This window comes from Stutzerimonas stutzeri, assembly GCF_024448955.1.
GTDB classification, from domain to species: Bacteria; Pseudomonadota; Gammaproteobacteria; order Pseudomonadales; family Pseudomonadaceae; genus Stutzerimonas; species Stutzerimonas stutzeri_AQ.
The window spans coordinates 104,563-127,745 of sequence record NZ_JAMOIH010000012.1 but is presented as its reverse complement, the minus strand read 5'-3'; the positions used below and the strand labels follow the sequence as shown (position 1 = coordinate 127,745).

General features: G+C 59.8%; 23 protein-coding genes and 1 tRNA gene. 14 read left to right on the top strand and 10 right to left on the bottom strand.

Features of this window, described 5'->3' with window-relative positions:
• Nucleotides 1–58 precede the first annotated feature (58 nt).
• Nucleotides 59–727, bottom strand: a complete 669-nt coding sequence (locus tag NA645_RS14150; protein ID WP_256049408.1) for a Bax inhibitor-1/YccA family protein — start codon at nt 725–727, stop codon at nt 59–61.
• Nucleotides 728–855: 128 nt separating this feature from the next.
• Between NA645_RS14150 and NA645_RS14145 the strand changes: the two genes are divergently transcribed.
• The 7 genes from NA645_RS14145 (at nt 856) to NA645_RS14115 (ending at nt 6,917) form a co-directional block, all read left to right on the top strand.
• Nucleotides 856–945 (top strand) — tRNA-Ser (locus tag NA645_RS14145).
• A gap of 240 nt (nt 946–1,185) precedes the next feature.
• Complete coding sequence (locus NA645_RS14140; protein WP_256049407.1) at nt 1,186–1,431, top strand: CrfX protein; 246 nt, start codon at nt 1,186–1,188, stop codon at nt 1,429–1,431.
• Nucleotides 1,432–1,433: 2 nt separating this feature from the next.
• Nucleotides 1,434–2,264, top strand: coding sequence for a mechanosensitive ion channel family protein (locus NA645_RS14135; RefSeq protein WP_256049406.1), 831 nt, complete (start codon nt 1,434–1,436; stop codon nt 2,262–2,264).
• A gap of 83 nt (nt 2,265–2,347) precedes the next feature.
• Nucleotides 2,348–2,938 (top strand): RNA polymerase sigma factor SigX, encoded by a 591-nt coding sequence (gene sigX / locus NA645_RS14130; RefSeq protein WP_256049405.1) that lies wholly within the window; start codon nt 2,348–2,350, stop codon nt 2,936–2,938.
• 99 nt (nt 2,939–3,037) lie between these two features.
• Nucleotides 3,038–4,033, top strand: coding sequence for an OmpA family protein (locus NA645_RS14125; protein WP_256049404.1), 996 nt, complete (start codon nt 3,038–3,040; stop codon nt 4,031–4,033).
• A gap of 652 nt (nt 4,034–4,685) precedes the next feature.
• Nucleotides 4,686–5,591: a drug/metabolite exporter YedA gene (gene yedA, locus NA645_RS14120; protein ID WP_256049403.1), complete on the top strand. Its 906-nt coding sequence runs from the start codon at nt 4,686–4,688 to the stop codon at nt 5,589–5,591.
• A 138-nt stretch (nt 5,592–5,729) separates the two neighbouring features.
• On the top strand, nt 5,730–6,917 hold the full coding sequence (locus NA645_RS14115) for an MFS transporter (protein ID WP_256049402.1): 1,188 nt from the start codon (nt 5,730–5,732) through the stop codon (nt 6,915–6,917).
• A gap of 10 nt (nt 6,918–6,927) precedes the next feature.
• Here the strand turns inward: NA645_RS14115 and NA645_RS14110 are convergent, their stop codons facing one another.
• The 5 genes from NA645_RS14110 to NA645_RS14090 form a co-directional block, all read right to left on the bottom strand.
• Nucleotides 6,928–7,425, bottom strand: a complete 498-nt coding sequence (locus NA645_RS14110) for a MarR family winged helix-turn-helix transcriptional regulator (protein WP_256049401.1) — start codon at nt 7,423–7,425, stop codon at nt 6,928–6,930.
• Between the two features lie 60 nt (nt 7,426–7,485).
• Entirely contained in the window at nt 7,486–8,625 is a 1,140-nt protein-coding gene (aliB, locus tag NA645_RS14105) for a cyclohexanecarboxyl-CoA dehydrogenase (RefSeq protein ID WP_256049400.1), read from the bottom strand.
• Nucleotides 8,626–8,714: 89 nt separating this feature from the next.
• Nucleotides 8,715–9,497: an enoyl-CoA hydratase-related protein gene (locus NA645_RS14100; RefSeq protein ID WP_256049399.1), complete on the bottom strand. Its 783-nt coding sequence runs from the start codon at nt 9,495–9,497 to the stop codon at nt 8,715–8,717.
• A 14-nt stretch (nt 9,498–9,511) separates the two neighbouring features.
• A complete protein-coding gene (locus NA645_RS14095) occupies nt 9,512–10,279 on the bottom strand; it encodes an SDR family NAD(P)-dependent oxidoreductase (RefSeq protein ID WP_256049398.1) in 768 nt (255 codons plus the stop codon).
• 24 nt (nt 10,280–10,303) lie between these two features.
• Nucleotides 10,304–11,977 carry an AMP-binding protein gene (locus NA645_RS14090; RefSeq protein WP_256049397.1) on the bottom strand — a complete coding sequence of 558 codons (1,674 nt, stop codon included), beginning with the start codon at nt 11,975–11,977 and terminating at the stop codon, nt 10,304–10,306.
• A 187-nt stretch (nt 11,978–12,164) separates the two neighbouring features.
• On the opposite strand from NA645_RS14090, the gene NA645_RS14085 reads away from it, so the two are divergent.
• Entirely contained in the window at nt 12,165–12,941 is a 777-nt protein-coding gene (locus tag NA645_RS14085) for an enoyl-CoA hydratase (RefSeq protein WP_256049396.1), read from the top strand.
• A 51-nt stretch (nt 12,942–12,992) separates the two neighbouring features.
• Here the strand turns inward: NA645_RS14085 and NA645_RS14080 are convergent, their stop codons facing one another.
• Nucleotides 12,993–13,163 carry a hypothetical protein gene (locus NA645_RS14080; RefSeq protein WP_256049395.1) on the bottom strand — a complete coding sequence of 57 codons (171 nt, stop codon included), beginning with the start codon at nt 13,161–13,163 and terminating at the stop codon, nt 12,993–12,995.
• Nucleotides 13,164–13,609: 446 nt separating this feature from the next.
• On the opposite strand from NA645_RS14080, the gene NA645_RS14075 reads away from it, so the two are divergent.
• Nucleotides 13,610–13,921, top strand: a complete 312-nt coding sequence (locus tag NA645_RS14075; protein WP_019339525.1) for a general stress protein — start codon at nt 13,610–13,612, stop codon at nt 13,919–13,921.
• Between the two features lie 288 nt (nt 13,922–14,209).
• On the opposite strand, the gene NA645_RS14070 is transcribed toward NA645_RS14075, so the two are convergent.
• The gene (locus tag NA645_RS14070) at nt 14,210–15,901 is read right to left on the bottom strand and encodes an extracellular catalytic domain type 1 short-chain-length polyhydroxyalkanoate depolymerase (RefSeq protein WP_256049394.1); all 1,692 of its coding nucleotides are present in this window, start codon (nt 15,899–15,901) and stop codon (nt 14,210–14,212) included.
• 372 nt (nt 15,902–16,273) lie between these two features.
• On the opposite strand from NA645_RS14070, the gene NA645_RS14065 reads away from it, so the two are divergent.
• Nucleotides 16,274–16,873: an exopolysaccharide biosynthesis protein gene (locus NA645_RS14065; protein ID WP_256049393.1), complete on the top strand. Its 600-nt coding sequence runs from the start codon at nt 16,274–16,276 to the stop codon at nt 16,871–16,873.
• A gap of 39 nt (nt 16,874–16,912) precedes the next feature.
• Here NA645_RS14065 and NA645_RS14060 read toward each other — a convergent pair whose 3' ends face one another.
• Nucleotides 16,913–18,091 carry a DUF1615 domain-containing protein gene (locus tag NA645_RS14060; RefSeq protein ID WP_256049392.1) on the bottom strand — a complete coding sequence of 393 codons (1,179 nt, stop codon included), beginning with the start codon at nt 18,089–18,091 and terminating at the stop codon, nt 16,913–16,915.
• Nucleotides 18,092–18,338: 247 nt separating this feature from the next.
• Between NA645_RS14060 and NA645_RS14055 the strand changes: the two genes are divergently transcribed.
• Together NA645_RS14055 and NA645_RS14050 are read left to right on the top strand one after the other, a co-directional pair.
• Nucleotides 18,339–19,301: a hypothetical protein gene (locus NA645_RS14055; protein ID WP_256049391.1), complete on the top strand. Its 963-nt coding sequence runs from the start codon at nt 18,339–18,341 to the stop codon at nt 19,299–19,301.
• 48 nt (nt 19,302–19,349) lie between these two features.
• Nucleotides 19,350–20,192: an AraC family transcriptional regulator gene (locus tag NA645_RS14050; RefSeq protein WP_256049390.1), complete on the top strand. Its 843-nt coding sequence runs from the start codon at nt 19,350–19,352 to the stop codon at nt 20,190–20,192.
• Between the two features lie 3 nt (nt 20,193–20,195).
• Here the strand turns inward: NA645_RS14050 and NA645_RS14045 are convergent, their stop codons facing one another.
• On the bottom strand, nt 20,196–20,783 hold the full coding sequence (locus NA645_RS14045) for a LysE family translocator (protein WP_131651650.1): 588 nt from the start codon (nt 20,781–20,783) through the stop codon (nt 20,196–20,198).
• A gap of 311 nt (nt 20,784–21,094) precedes the next feature.
• Between NA645_RS14045 and NA645_RS14040 the strand changes: the two genes are divergently transcribed.
• The gene (locus NA645_RS14040) at nt 21,095–21,763 is read left to right on the top strand and encodes an HAD family hydrolase (RefSeq protein WP_256049389.1); all 669 of its coding nucleotides are present in this window, start codon (nt 21,095–21,097) and stop codon (nt 21,761–21,763) included.
• A 91-nt stretch (nt 21,764–21,854) separates the two neighbouring features.
• Nucleotides 21,855–23,129: a DUF2254 domain-containing protein gene (locus NA645_RS14035; RefSeq protein WP_256049388.1), complete on the top strand. Its 1,275-nt coding sequence runs from the start codon at nt 21,855–21,857 to the stop codon at nt 23,127–23,129.
• Nucleotides 23,130–23,183: the final 54 nt, after the last annotated feature.

Genomic DNA, 23,183 nt, shown 5'->3' with positions numbered 1-23,183 from the left:
TACGCCAGCTGCAGAAACGAAAAAGCCCGCCGAAGCGGGCTCGTTCACTGACTAGCGATCAGTCGTCGCCGCCCATGATACCCATCAGCTGCAGCAGGCTGATGAACAGGTTGTACAGCGAAACGTACAGACCGATGGTGGCCATGATGTAGTTGCGCTCGCCGCCATGGATGATGGCGCTGGTCTGGTAGAGGATGCAGACCGAGGAGAACAATACGAAGCCGGCGCTGATCGCCAGTTGCAAGCCGCTGATCTGGAAGAAGAAGCTTGCGACCATTGCGCCCAGCAGGACGAAGAAGCCGGCGGTGATGAAACCGCTGAGGAAACTCATGTCTTTGCGGGTTATCAGCACGAAGGCGGACAGACCGAAGAACACCAGCGCCGTCATCGATAGCGCCGAGGCGATCAGCTCACCCCCGTTGGCGGTACCCAGATACATGTTGAGAATCGGGCCGAGCGTATAACCCATGAACCCGGTCAGCGCGAAAGTTGAAAGCAGACCCCAGGCTGAATTGCGCAGCTTCGCTGTGAGGAAGAACAGGCCGTAGAAGCCGATCAACACCACGAAGATGTTCGGGTAGGCCGCATTGGCCTGCATGGCCATGTAGGCGACTAGGCTACTGAAGCCGAGGGTCAAAGCCAGAAGGCTATAAGTGTTGCGCAAGACGCGGCTGACTTCCCGTTGTTCAACCTGCGTGTGCGTAGATGCGTACTGTTGCTTGAGCATTGCGACACTCCTGTAGATGTCTTCAGCCTGAGGCGAATTGACTCGGATCATAGCAGAGCTTTTGTTGCAGCCTAACAACAGAGTTTGACAGTGTGTTTCGTTTCGGTACTATTGCGCCCGCTCTCTGCGGAGGAGTGGCAGAGCGGTTGAATGCAACGGTCTTGAAAACCGTCGAAGGGGAAACTCTTCCGTGAGTTCGAATCTCCCCTCCTCCGCCATATCTAACGTGAAGGCCCCATTTCTGGGGCCTTCAGCGTTTCTGGGAAGACGAAACACCTGTGTGAGTGCTCCATCTTCTTCCCATGCGCGACAGAGCATCAGGCTATGCGTCCTCACCGGCTTTTTGACATTGGTGCGGTAGGAATTCCGAATGTCCATATGGGGTTGCGGCGGGATGCGCGACAAATGTGACCCGCCATAGCGATATGCCGTCTAGATCGGACTGTAGAGAGGTAACCATGCGCGATCCTTTTGAAGAATCCTTGCGTGACATGCTTAACGCTCAGACCGCACATGATGACGACGCTTGTCTGGATCGCGTGTTGAAAACCGCCAACCGCCAGGTTGGCGCCGGCGACCTGTTCGGTCTGATGGGCCATTGTCTGCAGGCCGTGCTGATTGCTTTCAGCAGCGGTGCACCACACGCCTCGACTGTCGCGCGTCGCCGTTCTTCGTCTCATTCTTCTTTCGATAGGGCTGACTGATCATGGAACTCGATCCCTGGAGCCAGAGCTTGCTGGGTGCGATGAGCGCGCTTTGGGCTCCTATTGCTGCATTCATACCGCGTTTGTTTGGTGCGTTATTGGTCGTAGCTGTCGGTTTTGTGGTTGCCAAGTTGTTGGACACCTTGCTATCCAAGGTTCTGGCGAAAGTGGGTGTGGATCGACTCGTTGCTGGCACCGGAGTAACCAAGTTGCTCGGGCGTGCCGGGATACGCCTGCCGATATCGGCCCTGATCGGAAAGATTGTTTATTGGTTCGTGCTGTTGATATTCCTGGTGTCGGCTGCCGAATCTCTGGGCCTCGCTCGTGTTTCCGCGACACTCGATATGCTCGCGCTGTACGTCCCGAAGGTCTTCGGCGCAGGAGTGATCCTCCTTGTCGGTGTGCTACTGGCCCAGTTGGTCAATGGCCTGGTTCGTGGCGCTGCAGAGGGTGTTGGTCTCGAGTATGCCAGCGGTCTCGCGCGGATCGCTCAGGGACTGGTGATCATCATCATCATTTCGGTCGCAATTGGTCAGCTCGAGGTCAAAACCGAGCTGCTCAACTATGTGATCGCGATTGCTCTGATCTCCGTTGGCCTGGCCGCAGCGCTGGCGCTGGGCCTCGGTAGTCGTGAGCTGGTCAGTCAGATCCTTGCCGGCATTTATGTGCGTGAACTGTATGAGGTCGGCCAGCGGGTACGTCTTGAGGGGTCGCAGCTGGAAGGGGAAATAGAAGAGATCGGCACAGCCAAGACCTTGTTGCTCACCGATGAAGGTGAGCTGGTCTCGGTCGCAAATAGAGTGCTGCTGGAGCAGCGCGTGAGCAGCCGTTAGGCCCGGTAATCTGCTAAAGTGCGCCGCCCCTTTTCGATGTCTACCGTGAACGGCGGCCACGACTTTTGCCGGTTCGAAGCGTCTTGACTAAAACCCATCCATCCATCACGAGCTACGATCCGCGCCAGCTTTCCGACGAAGAGCTGGTGCAGCGTGCCCATGCCGAGCTGTTCCATATAACGCGCGCTTACGAAGAGCTGATGCGACGGTATCAGCGTACTCTTTTCAATGTATGTGCTCGTTACTTGGGAAACGACCGAGACGCGGATGATGTTTGCCAAGAAGTAATGCTCAAGGTTCTGTACGGTTTGAAGAACTTTGAGGGCAAGTCAAAGTTCAAGACCTGGCTGTACAGCATTACCTACAATGAGTGCATTACCCAGTATCGAAAAGAGCGGCGCAAGCGGCGCTTACTTGATGCGCTAAGTCTCGATCCGGTCGAAGAAGCCTCCGAGGAAAAAGCGCCGAACATCGAGGAAAAGGCGGGGCTAGACAAGTGGCTGGTTCATGTGAACCAAATTGATCGGGAGATTCTGGTTCTGCGTTTCGTAGCGGAGCTCGAGTTTCAGGAAATTGCCGATATTATGCACATGGGTTTAAGCGCAACGAAGATGCGATACAAGCGCGCACTGGATAAGCTGCGCGAAAAATTTTCGGGAATCACTGAAACTTAACGGCAACAAGCTGTCCTATTGATAGCGAACAGCTTGGGCCTACAGACAGCCGGTTTCCTTAGATTGTTCTGATACTCACCACCAGATGGGGATTTACGGATGAAACTTAAAAACACCTTGGGCGTTGTAATTAGCTCTATGGTTGCAGCCACTTCGCTTAGCGCGCTTGCCCAAGGGCAGGGTGCAGTAGAGGTGGAAGCATTCGGCAAGCACTACTTCTCCGACAGCGCCCGTGGCTTCGAAGACGAAGGCGAGCTTTATGGCGCTGGCGTCAGCTATTTTCTCACCGACGACGTCTCCCTGGGCCTGTCCTATGGTGAGTATCACGACGTCACTTCGGACGATCCGGTAACCGCCGGCGGCGGCCACAAGAACATCAAGGGTAGCCTGACCTCCCTCGACGCGGCCTACCACTTCGGTCAGCCGGGTGTCGGACTGCGGCCTTACGTATCCGCTGGTATGGCTCACCAGAGCATCGGCCAGGCTGATCGTAGCGGTCGTAACCACAGCACCTTTGCGAACATTGGTGCCGGTCTGAAGTATTACTTCACCGAGAACTTCTTCGCCAAAGCCAGCGTTGACGGCATGCACAACATCGATGCTGGTGACAGCGAGTGGATGGCTGGCGTAGGCGTTGGTCTGAACTTTGGTGGCGGCGCGCAGCAGCAGGTTGCCCAAGTCGAGCCTACTCCTGAGCCTGCACCGGCTCCGATCGTCGACAACGAGCCAGAGCCGGAACCAGAGCTGGTTCGCGTTGAGCTCGACGTCAAGTTCGACTTTGACAGGGCCCGCGTACGCGAAGAAAGCTACAGCGACATCAAGAATCTGGCTGACTTCATGCAACAGTACCCGCAGACCAGCACTACCGTTGAAGGTCACACTGACTCCGTCGGTACCGATCAGTACAACCAGCGCCTGTCCGAGCGTCGTGCTCAGGCTGTTCGCGAGGTCCTGGTCAACCAATACGGTGTCGAAAGCCAGCGTGTTGACTCGGTTGGTTATGGTGAAGCTCGTCCGGTTGCCGATAACAGCACCGACGAAGGTCGTCAGATCAACCGCCGTGTAGAGGCCGAAGTCGAAGCACAGGTTCGTTGATTCGTATCTGACTTCACGAAGCCCAGTGCCATAAGGCTGTTCCTCAGGTAGAACGGCCTTATGGTTCATCAAGTGGGTATTCGGCACTTGACCGTCCTTGGTCTTGAGGCCTTGGACGGTGACCAAACAGCACTCTGATTCCTCCCTCCTGCGCTGCCCAGTTCGGGCAACCATCACGATCACTACGGTGCTCGCTCATAGCAAAACCGCAGATCCTGCGGGCATTGCCGTAACCGTTTTCGTCCCCCAACTGCTCGCCCAGGCCTTTTTGCGCTCCTGCAATGAGCGGCACGTTTGCTTCCAACGCCACACCACAACGACGTGCGCCACGTCTTGCTCCAGTCCCGTTTCATATTGTTGAAAAGCCCGTAGCTTCACGCGGCGACCAGGCGACGCTCATGCAAACGCGCTTCAACAACGAGCCGGTCTGCCTGCGAGTTCGGTGTCCGTCTGGAAGACCATTTTTATATGAGCCGGACCGAGCCATGTCGCTCACCAAGCCGAGCCACAGTTCGTTGATCCCTTCGGCTCGACCAGATGGCCGAGGCGCGACCGGGAAACTGCACCGCTAAACAAAACGCTCACTGTGCTTATTGTCCTGGCTGCGGCTATCTAGAATGGCTGCTCAAATGCCCGCACCACGGTCTTTCTCATGCCTTCGCATCGCTCATCGTTGCTGCTCGTGGGTGCGTTCATCGCGCTCTATCTGGTTTGGGGTTCTACCTATTTCGTGATCAAGATAGGTGTGCAATCTTGGCCGCCTATGCTTCTCGCCGGGCTGCGTTTCGTCATTGCTGGTGGGCTTATGTTTGCCTGGCTGCGGTGGCGTGGTGTGCCTGTTCCGACCGGCAAAGAGTGGCGGTCATGCGCCATCGTCGGTTTCCTGCTGCTCAGCTGCGGCAACGGTGGTGTAACCATTGCCGAGCATCTGGGCGTAGCCTCGGCAGTGGCTGCGCTTGCGATCGCGACGGTGCCGCTGTTCGCGCTGCTGTTCGGGCTGATCTGGGGCCAGCGCACCACTGGGCTGGAGTGGGGCGGCATTCTGCTCGGTCTGATCGGAATCGGCCTGCTCAATCTCGGTCATAACCTGCAAGCCAGTCCCTTGGGCGCAATGCTGGTGCTGATCGCGGCGGCGAGCTGGGCGTTCGGCTCGATGTGGAGCCGGCATCTCAGCCTGCCGGGCGGCGCGATGGCGAGCGCTGCGCAGATGCTTGTCGGCGGAGTGGTATTGCTTCTCGGCAGCGTCGCGAGCGGTGAGCGCATGCAGCAGGCACCTGATTTCGCCGGCTGGCTTGCGCTTGCCTATCTGACGCTGTTTGGCTCCATCGTCGCGTTCAGCGCTTATCTCTACCTACTCAAACATGTACGACCCGCCGCAGCTACCAGCTACGCCTATGTCAATCCGGTGGTTGCGGTACTGCTAGGCATCACTTTTGCCGGCGAGCGGATCGGTGCAGAGGAGTGGTTGGCGATGACGGTCATCGTAAGCGCCGTCGTGCTGATTGGATTACCGCAATGGCGCCGACCGAGGGTTGCGGCTAGCGCGAAGTCTGCCTGACGCGCTGGTGTCACCAGCGCGCAACGGTTGTATGATGAGTTCGCTTTTCTGTGATTGAGCCTTCCGTGCCACTGTCTGGATAGCACTCGTCCGGCCTTGTTACCTAATTCGCGTTTCATCACCTCGACAGGCGAATCGATGCCCACTGCGAAATCTCCCGCCAACGACACGTTTTTCATCCTGTCGCTAGTTGTCTTCAACTTCATTTCCTTCATTTCCATCGGTATCCCACTCGCATCGCTACCGGCCTATATCCATGAAAACCTGGGTTTCAGCACTGCCGTCGCGGGCATCGTCATTGGTGCGCAGTACCTCACTACCTTGCTCTGCCGCCCCTTGGCTGGGCGCCTTGCGGATGAGCGGGGCGCGAAGAAAACCGTGCTGATCGGCATGGCGTCCGGGCTTGTCAGCGGTGTGTTGCTACTGATTTCAGCGTTGCTCGAATCCTGGCCGATGGTGGGTATCGGCGTGATGGTCATGAGCCGGCTGGTGCTGGGCTTCACGCAAAGCTTGATCGGTATTTCCGCGATCAGCTGGGGCATCACCCGTCTCGGACCGCAAAGCACGGCACGTATGATTTCCTGGAACGGTATCGCGGCTTATGGCGGCGTCGGTATCGGCGCGCCGCTGGGTGTGTTTCTTGCTCAATCGCTGGGGCTGTGGAGTCTGGGGGCGGTGACCATGCTGTTGGCTGCGCTCGGCTTGGCGCTGGCCTGGCGACGGGAGGATGCGCCGCTCAATCCGGGGGAGCGGCTACCGTTTGGCAAGGTGCTGTGGAAGGTCGCGCCGCCTGGCATCAGTCTGGCGTTGGCCACCATCGGTTACGGGACGTTAACGGCTTTCATTGCGCTGTATTACAACGCGCGAGGTTGGGATGGGGCCGCTTGGTGCCTGACGGCCTTCGCCTTCGCCTTCATCGGGACACGGCTGCTATTTCCCAATCTGATCAACCGAGTGGGCGGCTACTCCGTCGCGGTGATCTGTTTAGCCGTAGAGATTCTTGGCTTGGTCATGCTTTGGCTCGCCGAGGCGCCGGGCGTTGCACTGGCCGGGTCGGCGCTGACCGGGTGTGGCCTGTCCTTGCTCTATCCGGCGTTGGGCGTAGGGGTGGTGTCGCGTGTTGGGGTCGCTAACCGCAGTTCGGGACTCAGCGTGTTCGCCATGTTCTTCGATCTGGCACTAGGGTTGTCCGGCGCGATCATGGGGGCGTTGGCCGTTTACATCGGTATGCAGAGCATCTTTCTCGGTGCAGCTGCCATGGCAGTCGCCAGCCTGGGGATCGTATGGCTATTGCTGAAGCAGGAGCGCAGGGCAGAGGTCAACTAGTGCCGGCTTCTCACGGCTCGCTGGCGGATGCCGTCGATACATCGTCGTGTTCAAGCTGCCCCAGGGCGATGGCTCCGAGATCGGCTTGCAGCTTACTCAGGTAGTGCAGAAAGTTGACGCTGTCATCGAAGCTGAAGCCCTTCAGCCCTTGCTCATAGAACTCCTGGATGCGTACCTGCAGTGTGTCCCAATAGGCTCGGCCTTGAGCGGTCAACCTGACCAGCCGTGCGCGTCCATCGTCCGGATGCGGCACGCGCTGCACATGGTGATCGCGCTCCATGCGCTTGAGCACTCCATCCAGGCTCTGACGGCTGACCACCAGATACTCGGTGAGCTGATTGAACGAAATGCCATCCTCGTAGCCTGGCCGCGATAAAGCTCCAAGCACGGCCCATTGCACGGTGCTGATGCCCATCTCTTTCTGCACCTGTCGCTGCAACACGTTGCCGGTTTGAAACAACCGGAAGAAAAGCCGGTTGGGAATGCTCTTGGTTTCAATCGCGGTCATTTCGTTTCCTTGCGACCCATAACGGCGCGCGGCGACGCGCAGCCGGCATGAAGGGCGGGGTTATCGGGGCAGGTATTCACGGGCGATGATATTTTTCATGATCTGCGCCGTGCCGTCACCAATCTGTAGCCCCAGCACGTCACGCATGCGCTGAGCGAAGGGCAGATCCTCGCCCCATCCGGTGTGGCCGTGGGCGAGCATGCACTGTTTGACCGCGTCGAACGCCAGTTTCGGTGCCCACCATTTGTTCATCGCGGCTTCGGCATTGTGCCGCTGACCGGAATCTTTCAACCACAGCGCATAGAAGCATTGCAGACGAGCCGCCTGCACGTAGGTCTGGTACTCGGCGAGCGGGTGAGTCAAGCCCTGGAACGCCGCCAATTGCTGGCCGAACGCCTGTCTCTCGGTAAGCCACTGCCAGGTTTCGTCCAGCGATTGCTGAGCCACTGCGAGGCATTGCAGGCCAATCAGTGCGCGGCTGTAGTCGAAGCCCTGCATGACTTGCTTGAAACCCTTGCCCTCATCACCCAGACGATGACTGGCGGGCACCTCGACGTTGTCGAAGAAGATCGAGCCCCGTCCGATGGCGCGCTGGCCGGCATCTTCGAAACGGGTGGTGCTGATACCGGGCAGGTTCATGGGGACGAGAAAGGCGCTGATGCCGTTGGCACGCGATTCCTGGCTGCCGGTGCGGGCGAATACCACCGCGACGTCCGCCTGGTCGGCCATGGAAATGGAGGTTTTTTCACCGTTCAGAATGTAGGTGTCGCCCCTGTTTTCGGCTTTCATGCGCAAACTTGCCGCGTCGGAGCCGCCGCTGGGCTCGGTCAGTGCAATGCAGACGACCCGACGCCCGGCAGTGATCTCGTTCAGCCATTCGCCGGCCAGTTCCGGGCTGGCGTGCTGGCTGATGATCTGGCCGTTGAGCGAGGCTAGCAACGGGATGTAGCCGACATTAAAGTCGCCACGGGAAATTTCTTCGATGATGATTCCGGCGGTCACGCAATCCAGCCCGCTGCCGCCATACTGCTCCGGCAGCTCGCCGCCGAGCAGGCCCATGTCACCCATTTGCTGGATGACTTCACGCTCGATGACGCCCGTCTGGTCGCGTTTGCGATAGCCGGGGGCGAGCACTTCGGCACTGAAGCGAGCGACGCTATCGCGGATGGCGTTCTGTTGTTCGTTGAAGGCGAAATTCATAAGGTTCTCCAGCACTGCTGCGCCGCTGTTCGATCGATTCGACCGGGCGCCCCGGTTCCCGGAGCATCCGCGAGGCCGAATACACGGCGTTATTTGTAGAACTTGCGGAAGTCCGGCTTGCGCTTTTCCTTGAACGCGGCGGTGCCTTCCTTTGCCTCGTCGGTGTCGTAATACAGACTCAGCGCCTGCATGCCGAGCCCGCCGATACCGGCGATGTTTTCGCTGTCGGCATTGAACGAGCGCTTGGCGATGGATAGCGCAGTGGGACTCTTCTCGAGGATCTCGTCGCACCATTTCTGCACTTCGGCATCAAGCTCTTCGTGCGGCACCACGGCATTCACCAGCCCCCATTCCAGCGCCTGCTGAGCGCTGTATTTGCGGCACAGATACCAGATTTCCCGGGCGCGCTTTTCACCGATGACGCGCGCCAGGTAGGCGGTACCGTAACCGGGATCGACCGAGCCGACCTTGGGCCCGACCTGGCCGAAGACGGCCTGATCCGAGGCGATGCTGAGATCGCAGACCACGTGCAATACATGCCCACCACCGATGGCGAAGCCGTTGACGCGAGCGATGACCGGCTTGGGCACTTCACGAATCAGCCGCTGTAATTCCTCGACCGGCAGGCCGATCAGCCCGCGGCCGTCGTATTGGCCCGCATGAGCACTCTGGTCGCCACCGGTGCAGAACGCCTTGTCGCCAGCGCCCGTGAAGATGATGACGCCAACGGACTTGTTCCAACCCGCGCGGTTGAAGGCGTCGATCAACTCCATGCAGGTCTGGCCGCGAAAGGCGTTGTAGCGGTCTGGGCGATTGATGGTGATGGTCGCGACGCCGTCGTTTTCGGTGTAGAGAATGTCTTCGTAATTCATGATGAGTCTCCTGTTTAGCCGGCCATGGTCAGGCCGCCGGACACGCTGATGACCTGTCCGGTGATGAAATCGGCGTCGTCGCTGGCGAGCAGGCAGACGATGCCTGGATAGTCTTCCGGCTGGCCGAGGCGACGCTTGGGTACGGCGTTCTTGAAGGCTTCGAGCAGTTTTTCCGGATTGTTCGAAGTCGCCGCCACGCTTTTCAGCAGCGCCGTGTCGGTGGGGCCGGGGCAGACCACGTTGAAATTGATATTCTTGCTCGCCAGCTCACGGGCGAGGGTTTTCGAAAGTCCGATCAATCCAGCCTTGCAGGCGGCATAGACCGCCTCGCCGGACGAGCCGACACGTGCGGCATCGGAGGCGATGTTGATGACCTTGCCGCCGCCGGCTTCGAGCATCTTCGGCAGCACCACGTGGTGCATGTTGAGCGCGCCGGTCAGGTTGATGTCGATCAGTTGCTGCCATGAGCTGGGTTCGGTCTTGAGGAAGGGCATGAAACGATCGAAACCGGCGTTGTTGACCAATATGGTCGGCACGCCCAGTTCGCTTTCCACACGGTTCACCGTCTCGACGATCGCGGCGTAGTCGGTGATGTCGGCGGCGTAGGCCTTGGCCTGGCCAGCCGCTTCGACAATCAGTTCGGCGGTCGTTTGAGCGGCCGCTGCGTCGCGGTCGAGCACCGCGACACGGCTGCCCTCAGCGGCGAAACGCAGGCACAGGGCACGGCCAATTCCGCCGCCGCCGCCGGTGATGATCACGGTTTTTTCACGTAGGCCTTTCATGTGCGTACTCCAGTTGAATGCGTGTCAGGTCAGGCAGGTTTTGCCGCTGGGAAGGCAGATGTCCTTAGCCTGTTCGCGCAGTTTGAATTTCTGGATTTTTCCCGAAGGCGTGCGCGGCAATGCCGGGAGCACTTCGAGGTATTCGGGCAGGTAGTTGCGGGTGAGTTTTTGCTCGAGGAGAAAACTGACCACGTCCTGCAGGCTCAACGATTGATGGCCTTCATGCAGCGTGACGTAGGCGCAAAGGCGTTCGCCCAGACGGGCATCGGGGCAACCGACCAGCGCCACGGCGGAGATGGCCGGGTGCTTGTAGAGCAGGTTTTCGATCTCTACCACTGGCACGTTTTCGCCGCCTCGGATCACCACGTCCTTGGTTCGGCCGGTGATGCGGATGTAGCCCTGCGCGTCCATGCGCGCCAGGTCGCCGGTGGGAAACCAACCGTGCTCGTCCACGTTGTAGAGGTCCGGGCGTTTCAGATAACCGATGAACAGGCTGGCGCCCCGCACCAGGAGATTGCCTTCCGTGCCGTGCGGCACCGGTTCGCCGTGCTCGTCGACGACACGCACCTCCATGTAAGGCAGGGCCACGCCATCGGTGCCGATAGCCCGTTCCGGCTCGTCTTCCGGGTGCGTCATGGTCACCGCGCCGTTCTCGGTCATCCCCCACGCGGAGACGATCCGGGCATTGATGGCGGCACCGGCTCGCTCGACCAGTGCGCTCGGTATCGGCGCACCGGCGGAGACGAAGATGCGTAGTGAAGCCAATTCTTCCTGGTGCTGAGGTGCGACCTCGATAAGATCGGCCAGAAAAGGCGTGGAGGCCATGGTGAAGGTCGGCCGCTCTGCCTTGGCGACCTGGACGGCATAAGCCGAATCCCATACGTCCTGCAGCACGCATGCGCCGTTCAGGTAGATGGGCATCATCAGGCCGTAGAGAAAGCCGGTCTGATGAGCCATCGGTGAGGCCATGAAGACGATGTCCGCGTTGCTCAGATGCAGGCGATCGGCATAGGGGCGGATGTTGCTCCATAGCGTATTGCTGCTATGCAGGACGCCCTTCGGCTCGCCCGTGGTGCCAGAGGTGTAGAGCAGCTGCACGACATCGTCGCCGTGCGGACGTCGCTCGGCGAACAGCGCCTGGGTATCGAGTTCTTCTTCCCAGGCGCGATCCAGCAAAACCCGTTGAAAACAGCGATTTTCGTCCTGACTGTCGATTACCAGCACATGCTCGAGCGCTGGCAGCTCGCCGCGCAGACTATCCACCATCGCCGCGTAGTCGAAACTGCGAAACGATTGAGGGATTACCAGCACGCGGCTCTGGGCGTAGCTGAGCATGAAGCGCAGCTCTCGTTCGCGAAAGATCGGCATCAGCGGATTGAGTACAGCGCCGATGCGCACGCAGGCGAGGTGCAGCGCGGTCATCTGCCACCAGTTCGGAAGCTGGCAGGACACCACTTCTCCCTTGTTCACGCCAAGCGAAGCCAGGCCGGCAGCCATGCGATTAACGATTTGATTCAGTTCCGCATAGCTGAGCGCGCGGCGTTCCTTTTGATTCACGCGATAGGCGATGATGGCGGGGGAGTCGGCTGCGCTGGCTACGGCTTGGTCGAGATAATCCGTAATGATCATGTCATTCCAGGCGCCCAATCCGAGCATCGATGCGCGGCGTTCGGCTGACACCGTTGCGGTGATATTCATGGATAAACCACCTCTTGTTTTGGGTAGCGTTGTTCTTGTCGTGGGCGAAGGGAACTACTGATCGCTGAGGTGGAAGATAAGATCGCATAGATAACTATGTCAACATGTTGTCTTTATCTTGGGCGTGGCTAAACTCGTTGCAACCGCTCAGCCACGCCCGTGCAAAGCGGGACAACGGGAGATACTCATGGAATACAACAACATCCTGACCGAACGGCACGGTGCCGTTGGGCTCATTCGATTGAATCGCCCGCGGGTACACAACGCATTGAACGATCGGCTGATGACCGAACTGGGTACCGCGCTGCGCGGGTTTGAAAGCAATAGCGAGATCCGAGCAATGGTCATCACAGGTAACGAAAAGGCCTTTGCCGCAGGTGCAGACATCAGCGAGCTGCAGCACAAGACGTTCGCCGAGGCTTACCTGGAAGATTTCGTCACAGCCAACTGGGAGGAAGTCACGCGCTGCCGCAAGCCGGTCATCGCAGCGGTCGCCGGCCTGGCGCTCGGAGGCGGCTGCGAGTTGGCCATGATGTGCGACCTGATCATTGCGGCGGAAACGGCGCGCTTCGGCCAGCCCGAAATCAAGCTGGGCACTTTGCCAGGAGCCGGCGGGACCCAGCGACTGACCCGTGCGGTAGGGAAGGCCAAGGCGATGGACCTGTGCCTGACGGGCCGCACCATGGATGCCGAAGAAGCCGAGCGCTGTGGGCTAATCAGCCGTGTGGTGCCGGCAGCCGCCCTGCTGGAAGAGGCCATGCAGGTTGCGACACTGATTGCCGGCTACTCGGAAGTAGCGGTGAAATTGAACAAGGAAGCCGTCAACCAGGCCTTTGAAACTACCTTGAACCAAGGCGTGAAATTCGAGCGCCGGCTGCTGCACGCAAGCTTCGCCACGGCGGACCAGAAAGAAGGGATGCAAGCGTTCACGCAGAAGCGAGAACCTCGGTGGGCTCACCGCTGAATCGGCGCCACCCGCTGCCCGAGCAACTGCAAGGCAGCGGATGCGGCAGGGCTATCTTCCCGTCGCGCACATGCCGAGATCCAGAGAGGCGCGTCTGGCCAGCGCTGCGGCGCTCGGGCGACAACTGCTCTTGCCTCGTTGCAGTTGCTTCCAGAGCTCAAGCGGCTGATTGACGCTCAGGTCAGACTGCTTCACCAGATTTTCCAGGGTCTTGCTGTTCATGCGGCCTCCAATAGCTCAATCCGAGTGGTTGGTGGTCCTTAAAAAAGTCGCGTCCTTGCGCCAGCCGTCGCGGCTTTCCATTGATGCTGAGAATGCTTGCGGCGGGTTACAGCTTGTTGACAGCGTCATCGACCTCTTGGCCGACGGACGAACGGTCGTACGGTCGTACGGAAAAACGCCTATGCCACGCGGGGAAAGGAGAGGGGCATACACGCAAAGGCTGATCAGTTCTGGTATTGCCGCTTCGTTGCTATTGAAATGCAACTAACAAAGTGACTTGCATAGGTTTATCTCGCCGGTTGGTTTCGTTTGGCTTATTTAAACCGTTCATCGTTTGTCGTGATTGTTTTCGAACTCTTAAGCGTGTGACGCCCTCGGAGATAGGGAGGCGACTGCACTGCAGGCGTCAGTTTATTTAGCATTTATTCACACTGGAGATAGATCTCATGTCGAATGATAAGAGCGGAAATCCGGGTAACTTTGCAAACGATCGCGAGAAGGCTTCCGAAGCCGGACAAAAAGGCGGTCATAACAGCGGCGGCAATTTCGCCAACGACCCGCAGCGCGCTTCCGAAGCTGGTCAGAAAGGCGGCCAGAACAGCGGCGGTAATTTCGCAAACGACCGCGAGAAGGCGTCCGAGGCTGGCCAGAAAGGTGGCCAGAATAGCGGCGGTAATTTTGCGAACGATCGCGAGAAAGCCTCCGAAGCAGGCAAGAAGGGCGGCCAAAACAGCCACGGCGGTGGCCGTAACTCCTGATTATTAGTATCAGCTAATAGTCGGTAAAGCGGAGCTCGTTAAGCGAGCTCCGCTTTTTTTGCGTGTCTAAAAAGGCTGGCGAGAATTATAGAACCAAAATTCAATTCAAACTAACTGGCACAGATCGCGTTATGTATTGGCAGAATATGCTTATGTCGCTTTATTTAATTCGTTAATTTGTGATGCAGGATTTGGCCTGTACGTTAAAGTTCAAAAGCTATTCTTGTTGCGGATGGCTGGCCACGTACCGTCCATGGCATCGCGGCCAGCCAGTTTCAGCGAGGTTTGTTACGGGCATTGGCCCGCTTCGTATAGACCTGGGCTGGATTCGCGAACCCAGGCATTACTGCCCGATATCTGACCCAGCGCGTCGTCACCACCGTGGGTGTAATACCCCATTTGGTAGTAGGCCCGGCCGGCTGACAAATGCTGAAGATTGGTGCTGTACCAGTCTTGGCAAGTGTGTCCGTCGTTCCCGCCTTCGCCAGCACGACAGGCTTCCGGTTCTGCGGCATACCACGTGCCCGGCTCGCCCTGGTACAGCTTGACTGACGTCCAGGTATCGAAGGAGCCACCGATGTCCTGCCGGTCGGTCAGCGACAGCGCACGCAGGCTGGAAATACCTCCGGCGACGGCACGGCCGGCGCTGATATGAGCGTTGGGCGACGCGCTGGCAACCTCGCAGGTCGCGGTCGGCGCATTGGGGTCGAACACCGAAACAGTGCGGGTCCGGGTGACGGTATTGCTATCCGTATCGGTCACTTCATAGGTGCAGCTGTAGTCGCCAACGGTGTTGGTATCTACGCTGGAGCAGTCGGCCGTAACCGTGAGGTCGCCATCTTCGCGGTCGGAGGCCGTAGCGCCCGGATCGATGAAGGACTGGCCCAGTGCGACTTTCAGCGGGTTGTCACCCAGCACGTTGATCGTCGGCGTACCGTTCTCGCCGCCGCCATCACGGGCGTGGCGACTGAAGAAGTCCCAGATGATGTCCGGATAGCTCGGGCCGGCGCGGACCGCCCAAGGGCCTTCGCTGCCGTTGGCTCCGCCGACCCAGTAATGTCCGTGGTTGGTATCGGTGGTGTTGGCCGTGTTCTGCGGGCCGTTGAAGAACACCGTCTCGACGATGGAGCGCCCGGTGCCGGACCCGTAGCGGGTGTGCTGGCAGTTGAAGTTGTTCTGATGGTAGGGGTTGCAGGCGGCCTGGCTCTGCTGGGCCTTGGCTGGTGTGTCGTGACTGGTGCCGCCGAATACTTTCAGATGGGCGTCGCGAAGGTTGCGGCCGGCTGGCTGGATGACGGTGCAGTCATTGTTGCTCTGCAGCACCATCAGCGGGATCGCGTAGGTGTCGTTAAGCTCCGCCCGCATGTCGTTGGCGACCTGGTCGACGTTGTGAAACGTCGCATAGCCGGGGCACTGACCGGACAACGAAACCGATGCGGCATCTTCACCGTACGGCAGACCGGCGGCGCTCGCCGCGGCGGCCCAGTACTCGTTATGCGTCGTCGCCGCCACGACCGCCATCGCGCCGCCAGACGACAGGCCGGTGATGAATCGCCGGTTGGTGTCGATGCTGTGCTGCGCCTCGACCGCCTGGGCGATTCTCACCAGATCCTGCGGCTCGCCTGCACCTTCATGCTGGTGCTGGTCGAACCAGAAGCCCCAGCAGTTCTGGTTGCGCAGGCCGTCGTAGCTGGTGATGAATGGCGTCACCAGAATGAAGCCATACTGGTCCGCCGCCGCCTTCAAACCCCACTCGTCGAGTGCATTGGCCTGGGTCTGGCGGCAACCGTGGAGCGCCATCACCATGGGTGCTGGTGTTGAGAGCCCGCTAGGGACATATACCTGATACTGGCGCTCCCGCGAACCGGGGTGACTGCCGGCCGGTAGCGAAGCGGAGGTGACGGTGCCCGCCTGTGCGGGCGTTACGGCGGTATTCAGGGCGATCGCTGCGGTGATCGCAAGCAAACCTCGGATCTTCATAGCTTTTCCTTCCATCTTGTTTTTGTAAGGAATCGCGCGGACGGAACATCCCGCAGCGAAGCGGGCCATGCGCATGTTGTGCCATGAACAGAAATCTTTGGAAAAACAAGGTGTTGCTATGCCCGCATCACGAGCGCGGCGAGCATGTTCCAGCAATCTGGACATCGATGGGAGCCGCCCCATGCGCGGATGGCCGATCTAGAGCCCGTCAGGCCATTTCATGGTCCGTCCGGATTTCCAGACACCGTCCGCTACGCTGGACAATTCAGCGCTAAGGCAACGAGCGGAAATATCCTGACAGCCAATGCCTTTTGAAAACGGCAGGGTTTATGAAACCTTACGGTGACATCTACGTAACGCAGAGAACCTTCTATGACTGAGGCCAAGCAGAACGGGCAGGCGGGTCTGGAGCAGGTGATCGACGGGATCATCGAGCTTGGCAAGAAGCAGGACAACGTCGCCATCAGCGAGATTCAGGACAGCCTCGGACGCCGTAGCTTCGGACCCTTTCTGTTCGTTCCGGCAATCATCGAAATCAGCCCGGTCGGCGGGATACCCGGCCTGCCGACGGTGCTGGCTCTGATCGTTGCGCTGTTCTCGATTCAGATGCTGATGGGGCGCGACCATTTCTGGATGCCGGCTTTCCTCGCCAAGCGCACGGTTAGCGGCGCGAAGCTCGACAAGGGCCTGAACAAGGTGCGCCGGGTCGTGCGATGGCTGGACAAGATCAGCCGCGCACGCCTCGGTTGGGCCGTCCGCAAGGGGTTTCTGCGCCTGATCGCGGTGCTTTGCGTGTTGCTCGCTACTTCGGTTCCGCCGCTGGAGTTGATGCCGTTTGCCAGCACGGCGCCATTCGCGGCGATCGCGCTGTTCGGCCTCGGTATCACCACGCGGGATGGATTACTGGTGATCCTGGGACTGATCGTCACAGTCGGCGCGTTCGTACTGGTCGGCATGGGGCTGCTGGGCTGAGCATGGCCACGACAATCCGATGTGCCGCGCTCGCATGCCTCAATTACGCGCGCGCCTCATACAGGCCAGGTGCCGGTCGTTGACCCGGTTGGCAAACCAGGCGGTGGTCAGGTTGCGGGTGATTTTCGGACTCTCGAGACGGATGCCCGGAAGCACCGCTCGTGGCAGCGGTTTGCCTGCGCGCTTCTCCGCTAGCTCGAACACGCGTTCGTAGAGCCGAGTTTTTTCGAAGCCGTGGGTATCGCCACGTTCCAGCGCGTTGCGTATCGCGGTTTCGCTCATGTCGAGTTTGCCCGCCAGTGAGCGCACCGCCGTCTCGGTCTGTCCAACCTTGCTAGAGCCGTGAATGATGAGGTCACCGTCGAGGGCCAGCTTGATGCCGCTGGCCCGCGCCACCGCATTCTGGAACGCGGCGTTGCGGCTGGCGTACCAGCCGGCATTGAAGTCGGCGAAGCGATAGAGCGGCTGCGTGTAGCTGGTGGGATAGTCCAGCAGGTGCGCGATCCCGAAGTACATGCCGCCACGCCGCGTGAACACTTCGTCGCGGATCGAGCCCTTGCGCTCGTAGGGATATTCCCTGCGGCGCGCTTCGGCGAAGGCGATGCTGACCTGCATCGGCCCGCCGGTCTTGACCGGGTTGAGTGTGCCGAACAATTCTTTGCCAAGCGGCACAATTCCGATGAAATCATCGAATATCGCACTCAGCTGTTCTTCCGTGCGCACTGCATCCAGGCGCTCGTTGTAGGTCTTTCCGTTGGGCGAGCGTACATCCAGCGCAGCATTCACTACGAAGCGCGGAACATGCAGGCGGGCGGCCCGGCGATAAATTTCTTCCCGCGAAATCTTGGCCAGACCGGGCACCGGAGGCGTGGCCTGAAAAGTGGACTCCTGCACGGTGACGGCGAGCACTGCACAGAGATTTTCATCGCTCGGCGGAATCTCCAGCGCATCGAATGCGGCGTAGATGTCGGTGGCCCAGCCTTGGCGATCCGGAATGTCGCCGGGCATCAACCGAACGATCTTCGCCCGTATCGCCTCGGGACGCTGGGTAGGTGTTTCCGGCTGCTGGCTGCCGCAGCCGGCCAGGCTCAACAGTACGACGCTGCCAATAACGGCGAGCGCCCTATGCAAGGCTGCGGTATCGACCCGCCGCACAAGTGCGGTTAGGGGTTCGATGCCAGCTGAAGCCTGCCGGTGAATAAGAAGGTGGAAAGCCATGCCGTTCCGTTTGTCTCGTGCTGTGGGGCTTGGACAATAAAACAGACGAAGCTGCTGACAAAGCTGCGCCGCAAAGGAAGTTTCCTACCAGCCGCTGAGGTTATCCTGAACCCGGCGGTGCGGCCCGCTAGGCATGCTGGCTCTGATTTCAGTCAGGTTTCTGCCGGAACTTGCCCTGTGCGCGTTGTCCCAACCTGACAGATCCGTCCGCACGCCGTGCCCGCACCCGTGCCAATAGAGCGTATTCATGAGCGAAAAGAACTTCGATACTCGGCGGCTTGAGCGCTACGGCAGCGATACCTGCGAGTACCTGCTGGCGATCATCACCGATGAGGACCATGCCTCTCTTGTGGAACTGGACGACGGTGGAACCGGCTGGCAGTCCACGCTGCGTCACGATCGAATCTACCGCGAGGTAGATCCTCATACCGGCCGGCCTCGTTATCGCTTCGAGGACATACCAGAGGATCAGGGCGGTCAGTATCGGCTGATCAGCCAGATCGCCGAAGGCGGGCGGGGCGCCGAGTTTTCCGAGCTCGTGATGTTCGGCAAACGCCTTGTGACCTTCGATGATCGTACTGGCCTTGTCTGCGAGATCCGTGATCAACGCCAGCTGGTGCCGCGGCAGATTCTGATGACTGGCAGCGGTGATGAGGCATTCAAAGGTTTCAAGAGTGAATGGGCGACGCTTTGGAATGATCGACTCGTCGTCGGCAGCCATGGTAAACGGCCGACTGAAGAGTGGGTGAAAATGCTCGACCGCAACTATGGCGTGCGCAGCGTCGACTGGGCTGAGCGCTACCAGCGCATCCGCGATGCGCTCGGAGTAGGGCCGGAGGGCTACGTCATTCACGAGGCGGTCGAATGGCATCCTTATCGCCGCGAATGGCTGTTCTTCCCTCGCAAGATTTCCACCTCGCCGTTCGATCAGGCGATCGACGAATGCGAATGCGGCGCCAATACCCTGATTATTGCCAACGAAGACTTCAGCGAAATTCGTACCGTGCAGGTAGGCGACTGCAATCCCGAACGCGGTATTTCTTCGTTCAAGATCCTGCCGGGGCATCCCGACGAATGCATCGGACTCAAAAGCGTAGAGATCGGCGACCGCACCGAAAGCTACCTGTTCTGCTTCAACCTCGACGGTGAAGTCTTGCAGGACGACATATTCATCGGTGATTACAAATGCGAAGGGTTAGAAATTCTCTGAACTCCGGCTACGCTGATGCTTCCCGAACCAGCTGCAACAGACCTGATCATGAGCCTGCCGAACCGAACGTCCATAGCACCCGCTTCCCAGTTCTGGCGGGACGCGGCGCTGCCGTTTATCGAAGCACGCACCGTAGCTGACGGACGCCGCGTCTGCTACGCCCGACACAGCCACGAAACCTTTTCCATCGGTTTGATCGATAGCGGCAGTAGCACCTATATCAACCGCCATCACCAGTGCCGTCTCGATGCAGGAACGCTGGTATTGATGAACCCGGGCGATGTTCATGCCTGCAATCCGATCGAGAACCAGCCCTGGGCGTATCGCATGCTGTACGTCGATGCCGGTTGGTTGGCTGGTCTGCAGGACGACCTGGGCATGGGCGGCACCGGCTTTCGCCGCTTCTCACCCATCCTGACGCGCGATCCGCTGCTCCAGACGGGGTTTCGCCATTTACATGGTGTCTTGACCGATGAGCTTGCCGAACTTTCACACAAGCACCGCGCCGCGGTGGAGTTCTTCAGCACGCTGCATGAGCGGCTGCGGCTGGACGGGGCCGCGCCGGTGAGCGACTCGAAGTTGCGGCGAGCTGCTGAGCTAATCGCTGACAATTATCAACGCCCGCTCAAGCTTGACGAGATCAGCCATGCGGCCGGGGTGTCTCCGTCGAGCCTGATCCGCTCATTCAAGAAACACTTCGGGATGACTCCGCATGCGTATCTGACCAATCGCCGCGTGCAGTTCGCCCGTGCCGAACTGCGACGTGGCATACCGATCGCCGAGGCGGCGCTGGCGGCGGGTTTTGCCGATCAGGCACATCTGCAGCGTGCTTTCAAACAGTTGCTGGCGGCCACTCCCGGGCACTATCGCTGTCTGCGTCGCGCTCGGTAGCGATCAAAACAACAGCAGATAAGCTGCGCAGCCCGCCAGTAGCGCGGCCATGATGCGGTTGAACAATCGCACCCGCGCGGCGTTGTTCAGGTAGTGCTGCAAAAAGGTCCCGGCATAGGCCCAGCAGGCCAGCGAGGCGTAACAGATCACGAAATAGATCGCCGCAAAGCGCCACACCGAGGGCGCATCGCCGGCCGCCGCGAATAAACCCATTCCAGCCACCGAGGCCAACCAGGCCTTGGGGTTGAGCCATTGCATCGCTGCGCCATAAAGCATGCTGGGGCGCACGGCCGGTTTGTCAGCGTTCAGACTCCCATCGTCGGTAGCCAGCCGAAACGCCATGTACAACAGAAACGCGACGCCGGCCAGCCGGATCGACTGGGTCAACCAGGGCCAGCGCAACAGCAGTTCGCTCAGCCCGAGGCCGATCAACAGCAGCAATAGGGTGAAGCCGATGGTCGCGCCACTGACGTGGCGCATGGCCTGACGCAGACCGAACTGCGCACCGGCACTGAGGGCGACGATATTGACCGGGCCGGGCGAGATGGAAGAGGCCAGCGCAAAGGCCGCCATGGACAGCAACAGACTCATCGGTAACTCCTAATTCACGCAGAGATGTCAGTGCGAAGGCTAGGGGTGGGCGTAGCGCTGGTATTGAACGAAATGCGCACGGTGCTCGGATGGTGGTGACTGGCGCGGCGAAGGGCGTGCTGCAAGCACATTTGGCCCGGCTACCGGGCGCCGGTCGTCATTGGGCTCTGCGCCGGTGCGGATTTGCTGGCATGCGCAACAGCAATGGTTGCGACGCGCAATTGCCATCGAAGCGGCGTAAAACTCGGCATGCTTGGCGCAGTCCAAGCTGGCGCGGCGCTATTGCCGCGCGTCAACCACCAGGAGATCCGATGGCCACTATCGACCTGCTGATCAGCGATTGCGATGGCGTGATCGTCGACAGCGAGATCATCAGCCACCGCGTGTTGTTCGAGGCGTTGAGCCTCCATGTGCCGGCGGACCAGCTGATTGAGGCATTGGATGGGACGTTCGGCCTGACGGTGCCGAGCATCATCGACCTCATCGAAAAGCGCTTCGATTTGAAGTTGCCGAAGACTTTCGATGACGATCTGCGGCGTCACAGCGAAAAAGCGGTAGCCGAGCAAGTCCAGGCCATCCCGGGCGTACGTGACGCACTGCTTGCCATCGATCTGCCGCTTGCGGTGGCGTCCAACAGCCGTCTGCACAATGTCGAGTCGTCGCTGCACCGCGCCGGACTGACCGAGCGGGTTGCCGGGAATATCTTCTGCGCCGAAATGGTGGCTTCGCCGAAGCCCGCGCCGGATGTCTATCTGCTGGCCGCCGAGCGCATGGGCGTCGCGCCGGGGCACTGTCTGGTCGTCGAGGACAGCCCGACCGGTGTCCTGGCCGCGCGCACTGCGGGCATGCAGGTGATCGGCTTTACCGGCGCGAGCCATATTCCCGCCGGGCATGATCAGGCGCTGCGGGAGCTGGGCGTGGCGACCGTGATCAACGACATGCGCGAACTGCCGGCGGCAGTCGCGGCGCTGGCGGGCTAAAACGAGACGGTCTGCGAAGAAACCCCGTTTTTTCGCAACGGTGCGATGACGCTCTTGTCTGTACTGAAACGGACCTGAGCGCGAGTCGCAGATGATCGAGCGTTGGAAGTGGTTTCTCATCCGCATCAGCAAGCGGCCCTGGTTCAGGGCTAGCCTGTTTTCTGTCTTGGGCATCGCGGCTGCGCTGGTGGCATTGGCGGTGGCGCCCTATATCCCCGACGATATCCCGACCAAGATCGGCTCGGATGCGGTCGATAACATCCTTGGTGTGCTGGCATCGAGCATGCTCGCGGTCACGACCTTTTCGCTGAGCATTATGGTGGCCGCCTACGGTTCGGCGACCAGCAACGTCACCCCGCGGGCCATCTCGCTGCTGGTGGAAGACCCCACGACGCAAAACACCCTGTCCACCTTCATCGGTTCGTTCATCTTCAGCCTGGTCGGCATCATCGCTCTGAGCACAGGGCTTTATGGTGATAAGGGCCGGGTCGTAATGTTCGCTGCGACCATCGTCGTCGTGGTTTTGGTGGTCTACGCGTTGTTGCGCTGGATCGATCAGCTGTCGGGGCTGGGTAGGGTCGCAGAGACCACGGCGAGGGTGGAGGACGCCGCAACCCGGTCGTTGTGCCAGCGCATGGAGCAACCCTATCTGGGTGGCTGCCCGCTCGAGGTTGACCCCAAAGCACTGCCGGGCGCGCGTCCGCTGTACGCCGGTAAGATTGGCTTCGTGCAGCACATCGACATGCCGGCATTGGGCACGTTGACCGAGTCGGAGAACAGCTCGGTCTATATCTGTGTGCTGCCGGGTATCTTCGTCGAGCCGACGCAGCCGATCGCCTGGTCCGTGGGTGTAGGCGAGGAGTGTGACGACGCACTGCGCGCGGCCTTCGTCATCGGCGCACAGCGAACCTTTGACCGCGACCCACGCTTCGGAATGACCGTCTTGGCCGAGATTGCGTCGCGAGCCTTGTCGCCCGGTATCAACGATCAGGGGACCGCAGTCGATGTAATCGGTCGCGGTCTGCGGGTGCTGTCGCATCTATCCAGGCCGACTCCACCGGAGGAGCCCAAGTTTGACCGGATATTCGCACCGGGGCTGAGCGTGGCGGACATGCTCGACGACTTCTTTACACCCATCGCGCGCGACGGAGCGGCGCTGGTCGAGGTGGGCATATGTTTACAGCAGGCGCTGGCATCGCTGGGGCGGCTGGGTGATGCAGCGGTCAGAATCGCGGCCGACCGACATATCGAGCTGGCGCTCAAACGGGCAGAAGCCGCGCTCGTTTTGCCCGAGGATCATCTGCGTGTATGCCAAGCGGCTGAACAGGCCGGGTTTGAAACGACCGGCCTGGATGCGATCAGATAAGCGATCCCTATCGGAAATTGCTGCGGCGAAACCTTACGGTTCCTTTACGTCCGC

Bases quoted from the DNA above. Each gene is read 5' to 3' on its own strand.
- NA645_RS14055 (WP_256049391.1), top strand. From the start codon at position 18,339: ATGAGCGAAAAGAACTTCGATACTCGGCGGCTTGAGCGCTACGGCAGC.
- NA645_RS14135 (WP_256049406.1), top strand. From the start codon at position 1,434: ATGGAACTCGATCCCTGGAGCCAGAGCTTGCTGGGTGCGATGAGCGCG.
- NA645_RS14080 (WP_256049395.1), bottom strand. From the start codon at position 13,163: ATGAACAGCAAGACCCTGGAAAATCTGGTGAAGCAGTCTGACCTGAGC.
- NA645_RS14035 (WP_256049388.1), top strand. From the start codon at position 21,855: ATGATCGAGCGTTGGAAGTGGTTTCTCATCCGCATCAGCAAGCGGCCC.
- NA645_RS14150 (WP_256049408.1), bottom strand. From the start codon at position 727: ATGCTCAAGCAACAGTACGCATCTACGCACACGCAGGTTGAACAACGG.
- NA645_RS14040 (WP_256049389.1), top strand. From the start codon at position 21,095: ATGGCCACTATCGACCTGCTGATCAGCGATTGCGATGGCGTGATCGTC.
- NA645_RS14095 (WP_256049398.1), bottom strand. From the start codon at position 10,279: ATGAAAGGCCTACGTGAAAAAACCGTGATCATCACCGGCGGCGGCGGC.
- yedA (WP_256049403.1), top strand. From the start codon at position 4,686: ATGCCTTCGCATCGCTCATCGTTGCTGCTCGTGGGTGCGTTCATCGCG.
- NA645_RS14110 (WP_256049401.1), bottom strand. From the start codon at position 7,425: ATGACCGCGATTGAAACCAAGAGCATTCCCAACCGGCTTTTCTTCCGG.
- NA645_RS14090 (WP_256049397.1), bottom strand. From the start codon at position 11,977: ATGAATATCACCGCAACGGTGTCAGCCGAACGCCGCGCATCGATGCTC.
- NA645_RS14060 (WP_256049392.1), bottom strand. From the start codon at position 18,091: ATGGCTTTCCACCTTCTTATTCACCGGCAGGCTTCAGCTGGCATCGAA.
- NA645_RS14140 (WP_256049407.1), top strand. From the start codon at position 1,186: ATGCGCGATCCTTTTGAAGAATCCTTGCGTGACATGCTTAACGCTCAG.
- NA645_RS14065 (WP_256049393.1), top strand. From the start codon at position 16,274: ATGACTGAGGCCAAGCAGAACGGGCAGGCGGGTCTGGAGCAGGTGATC.
- NA645_RS14045 (WP_131651650.1), bottom strand. From the start codon at position 20,783: ATGAGTCTGTTGCTGTCCATGGCGGCCTTTGCGCTGGCCTCTTCCATC.
- NA645_RS14125 (WP_256049404.1), top strand. From the start codon at position 3,038: ATGAAACTTAAAAACACCTTGGGCGTTGTAATTAGCTCTATGGTTGCA.
- NA645_RS14075 (WP_019339525.1), top strand. From the start codon at position 13,610: ATGTCGAATGATAAGAGCGGAAATCCGGGTAACTTTGCAAACGATCGC.
- NA645_RS14100 (WP_256049399.1), bottom strand. From the start codon at position 9,497: ATGAATTACGAAGACATTCTCTACACCGAAAACGACGGCGTCGCGACC.
- aliB (WP_256049400.1), bottom strand. From the start codon at position 8,625: ATGAATTTCGCCTTCAACGAACAACAGAACGCCATCCGCGATAGCGTC.
- NA645_RS14085 (WP_256049396.1), top strand. From the start codon at position 12,165: ATGGAATACAACAACATCCTGACCGAACGGCACGGTGCCGTTGGGCTC.
- NA645_RS14070 (WP_256049394.1), bottom strand. From the start codon at position 15,901: ATGAAGATCCGAGGTTTGCTTGCGATCACCGCAGCGATCGCCCTGAAT.
- NA645_RS14115 (WP_256049402.1), top strand. From the start codon at position 5,730: ATGCCCACTGCGAAATCTCCCGCCAACGACACGTTTTTCATCCTGTCG.
- NA645_RS14050 (WP_256049390.1), top strand. From the start codon at position 19,350: ATGAGCCTGCCGAACCGAACGTCCATAGCACCCGCTTCCCAGTTCTGG.